Origin of the sequence: Photobacterium aquae, from assembly GCF_001029445.1 — a bacterium.
In the GTDB taxonomy this organism is placed as follows: domain Bacteria; phylum Pseudomonadota; class Gammaproteobacteria; order Enterobacterales; family Vibrionaceae; genus Photobacterium; species Photobacterium aquae.
The window spans coordinates 1-2,723 of record NZ_LDOT01000017.1; the positions used below are offsets into that span (position 1 = coordinate 1).

At 39.8% G+C, this 2,723-nt stretch carries 3 protein-coding genes; 1 reads left to right on the plus strand and 2 read right to left on the minus strand.

The features are described 5' to 3' along the window. Window positions 1-53 precede the first annotated feature (53 nt). Window positions 54-290, minus strand: a complete 237-nt coding sequence (locus ABT56_RS13140; protein WP_047879348.1) for a hypothetical protein — start codon at window positions 288-290, stop codon at window positions 54-56. A gap of 1,371 nt (window positions 291-1,661) precedes the next feature. Between ABT56_RS13140 and ABT56_RS13145 the strand changes: the two genes are divergently transcribed. Next, entirely contained in the window at window positions 1,662-2,519 is an 858-nt protein-coding gene (locus ABT56_RS13145) for a WYL domain-containing protein (RefSeq protein WP_169753915.1), read from the plus strand. On the opposite strand, the gene ABT56_RS24425 is transcribed toward ABT56_RS13145, so the two are convergent. Further along, window positions 2,516-2,723, minus strand: a 208-nt coding sequence (locus tag ABT56_RS24425) for a hypothetical protein (protein WP_047879350.1), incomplete at its 5' end; no start/stop codon positions are given. The two genes, ABT56_RS13145 and ABT56_RS24425, sit on opposite strands and share 4 nt — an antisense overlap.

Consider the following 2,723-nt stretch of genomic DNA (forward strand, 5'->3'; position numbering starts at 1 on the left):
TCGGCGTAGCCGAAAGGGCTAAACAACAGAGCTTGCGACGTCCTCCCTTAAGGCTATTTCCGTTTTTTCTTTTTTTTAGTGAAGCATGAGCGTGTCCGAACTGGGGCACGAACCCGTGACATCACTTCACTATCACTCATAGAAAAAACTTCACGGTAAAGTTCTGGATCTTGTTTGTAACGAGTAATCAGACTTTTTATATGCTCAACCAAAAAAACAGGAACACGGATAACCTCGGTAGGCTCTCCTTTTTTCCTGCCCGCACCCTCACGAGCACCACCACGTGACATAGCACTGACCTCTATTGACATTGATTTATGAATACCGTAACACAATTCAAACGGGGTGGGCTATGAAAGTTGTTACGGTATTCATATGGGTGTTTCAGTAACGCATTAAGCTGATACGGTGTGCAAACAAAAAGAAACCAGGACAAGCGCTGATAGGCTTCAAAGAGCGGCGAACCCAGCAACATTGTCGTAATAACCCCCGTATTACTGAACGGGGGTTCACTCATTCGATCGCCCCCGAAACTCTTTACGCTCAGCATCGCTCAATCGTTTCGGGGGCTTCTTATTCGTTTCGGTTAGTCCACGGCAAGAATGCCTTCTTGATTGTGTTCGTTTTCAGTTTTAAAGCGGCTTAACAGGGAGAAGGGAGAGGCAATTTTGACCTTGTTGGGCTCGGCCATTATCAGATGGTCGGTAAATTAAAGATTAATCAGTGGCCTTAATATGCCTGCGGCATGGATCGCAGACCGTTCAGCTTGGCGTTCGTCACTGGAATGTCGAGAATTGAAGTTTTAGTTAAATACCGGTTTGGCCGGCGATTCGGGGTCAACAAGTTTCGGCTGGAATGGCCCTGTAAATCGCCGTGAAAGCGTCACAAACTTTCAATCGGGTTTATGGGTATATCGGCTTGGGTTGAGGTGAGAAATGCACGCTACGGCTTTTCTGGGCGTTCTGAGGGCTGTTTTGAATGCCAAACTGAGCCATTTAACATAATGGGCATAAGTCGTACCGATCTTTGAGAGGCTCCCAGTTGACGAAGAGAGTGTTCGCTCGTGGCTGATTGTTAAAAAGCCTAAGAAAATCTCGAATCTTAGGCTTTGTTAGGCATCTTAATTTGGTGTTGAGCGGTAATGCTCTCTCACTTTTTTCCCATCTCGAGTATGGGCAGGTACGTGTACTTTCTTTTTTCCGCCTTGAGTCTTAGCCATGGTTTTAATCCTTGTTGTTGTTTTTTACTGGGATTTTAAACATACCGCCATTTGGTCTTGTGATTCTTTTTCCTTTGACCGTAATGTAGGGGCGAAAGATGTATTGTTGTTCTTCAACGGCACAGGTCATTTCTGTGATCTCCAATTAAATTTCTTTTCATCACAGAATTGTTGTTTTTGTTGCTGTTATGTAGAATGGCAACGAAAATTATCTATGATATGTCGTGTATTTTGATAGATTTCAATGAGTTAAGTCGATTGCACTCTTCTTAACTCTCCTACCTTTTCCTGTGTAATCCCTACTTTTAGACTCTTCTCTCAATAAAAAATGAGTTTTTTATCGTCGGTAGCTATACACTAATCATTAGTATCGCAGATCTTTTTGATTAGATCAATAGTTATGCTTGCTGGTTTTTTTTTGTTCTCTGTGGAGATGAGTGTTATGGATAGTTGTGAGCGTTTGATTGATTCTAGGATGGATTTTATTGAGCAATTATTACTTCTTAAGGGGTGGTTTACTCGAAGTGATTTGATGTGTCGGTTCGATATAAAAGAAGCGGCTGCGACTAGAGAAATAGCGAAGTATCGAAATATTAATGGTTCTGAAAATAATTTATTTTTTAATAATAGCCTTCGTCGATATGAGATTATAGATGATACATTTAGTCCTATTTTTAAAAAAGAAATAACGACCATTTTATCCAATTTGAAAAATAAAAACATATCAAACATTGTAGGTTTTGATAGTGTTGGTATTGATGTGTTCCCTAGATTATCTGAGCCTAAATTAGACGTTATTGCTCCAATATCTAGAGCTATAATTAATAAAAAAGTAATAAAAATCAGTTACTTTTCTGTTGATAATGGCTCATCTATAAAGACTATAGCTCCACATTCTATTTTTGATAGTGGCCTTAAATTATATATAAGATGCTATTGCTTTAAATATGAGAAGTTTTTGGAGTTGGCGCTAGATCGAGTTGTTGAGTTTAGTGGTATACATGGAGATGCTCAACGTGAATTTCAGAAAGGTGCTGATAGTGATTGGAATCGTTTTATTGATTTGCAAATCATACCACACCCTAAGGTAAGTCACCCTGAGACTATTAAATATGAGTTAGGGTTTAATTCAGATATTAAAGTTGTCTCTGTTAGGTCTTCATTAGCGCAGTATTGGTTGCAGAGATGGAGTGTAGATTGCTCAAAAAACCACAATCTAAATCATAAGCAATACCACTTAGCTTTATTAAATCGAGATGTTTTAGATGAGAATAGTGCGTATGTTGCTCCCGGGTATTAGTCTATTTCACATAAGAAATTTACCAGAATACCCGTAAGATGATCCTTGAAGGCCTCCATTTCGATGGGGGCTTTTGTGTTTTTGGCCTTCAGAACGGTGAGAGTGTTGAAGATCGTTGCGATCTTGAGCGTTAAGTCGTAATCTTTTGCCCAGATGTGAAAAAACCCGTCTTGCAGGACGGGTCTTTTCGGAATACTTACGAGT